Genomic DNA, 1,207 nt, shown 5'->3' on the forward strand with positions numbered 1-1,207 from the left:
TGACTGGGCCCCGGTGGCGGATCCACCGATCATGCGAGTTGCGGTTGGTTGAACTCGGTCGGTGTCCATTGCTGCCGGAACGCTTCAGGAGTGAGAAAGTTCAGCGATCCGTGCGGCCGATAAGTGTTGTACTCGATGCGCCAGTCCTCGGCAAGCACTCGAGCTTCGGTCAGCGAGCAGAACTGCTCACAGGCCAGGAATTCGTCCCGGAATCGGCCGTTGAACGATTCACAGATCCCGTTCTGCCAGGGTGATGCCGGGTCGATGAACGCCGCATCGACGCCGGTGAACCGACACCAATCGCGCATGGCGTGCGCGGTCATCTCGGTACCGTTGTCCATCCGGATATGCTCCGGCTTTCGGCCGGTCGCCGCCATGATCTGGTCGAGTACGCCGATGAGCCGGTCAGCGGTGCACGACCGGAATGCGGTCACTGCCAGGGCTTCGCGAGTGAACTCGTCCACCACGTTGAGAAACCGGATCTGGCGTCCATCGACGGTGACGTCGACCTGGAAATCCAATGCCCACATCTGATCCGGACGCGATGCCCGCAACCGCTGATGCCGGCCGGCGCCGATCCGGCGCTTCTTGCGCGTGCGCGCGGGCCGTTTCAACCCGTGCTCACGCCACAACCGGCGGGTGCGTTTACGGTTGACCACCAAACCCTCGGCCCGGCACAACGCGTGCGCTTTGCGCCACCCCCACCGCGGATGCGCCCGCGAAATCTCGCGAAGCCGATCGGTGAGTACCCGCTCGGTCTCCACCGGGCTCGGTGAACGGCGACGTTGGGTCGAGCGGGGTTGGCCGGCGACCCGGCATGCTCGGCGTTCGGAGACCCCGAACCGGTCCCGCAGCACCTGCACGGCCCTGCGGCGCCGCTCCGGGCTCAGTAGTTTCCCCGGTTCAACTCCTTGAGCATGTCGATATCGAGGGCCTGATCAGCGACCATCCGCTTCAACCGGGCGTTCTCACGCTCGAGCTCCTTGAGCCTCTTGGCGTCCTCGGATTTCATCCCGCCGTACTGGTCCTGCCAGCGATGCCAGGTCGCATCGGAAATCTCCAGGTGCTTGCACACGTCCTCGATCGTGAAATTCTCACCGAGTAGCCGCTCACCCTCGCGGAGCTTGCGGATGATCTGCTCGGGCGTGTGCCGACGTCGTGACATGGTGTGATCGTCTCCTTCTGCACCCATTCTGGTGCATCAGAA

The 1,207-nt window shown here is 63.9% G+C and carries 1 protein-coding gene; it reads right to left on the reverse strand.

Going from position 1 to position 1,207, the window contains the following annotated elements; translation table 11 throughout:
• Positions 1-29 precede the first annotated feature (29 nt).
• A protein-coding gene (locus ABZV91_RS32485) for an IS3 family transposase (RefSeq protein WP_355249534.1) occupies positions 30-1,165 on the reverse strand; the annotation gives its coding sequence in 2 pieces (ribosomal slippage) (positions 30-901 and positions 901-1,165; 1,137 coding nt in all).
• Between the last annotated feature and the right edge of the window lie 42 nt (positions 1,166-1,207).

Origin of the sequence: Nocardia sp. NPDC004568 (assembly GCF_040609955.1) — a bacterium.
GTDB lineage: Bacteria > Actinomycetota > Actinomycetes > Mycobacteriales > Mycobacteriaceae > Nocardia.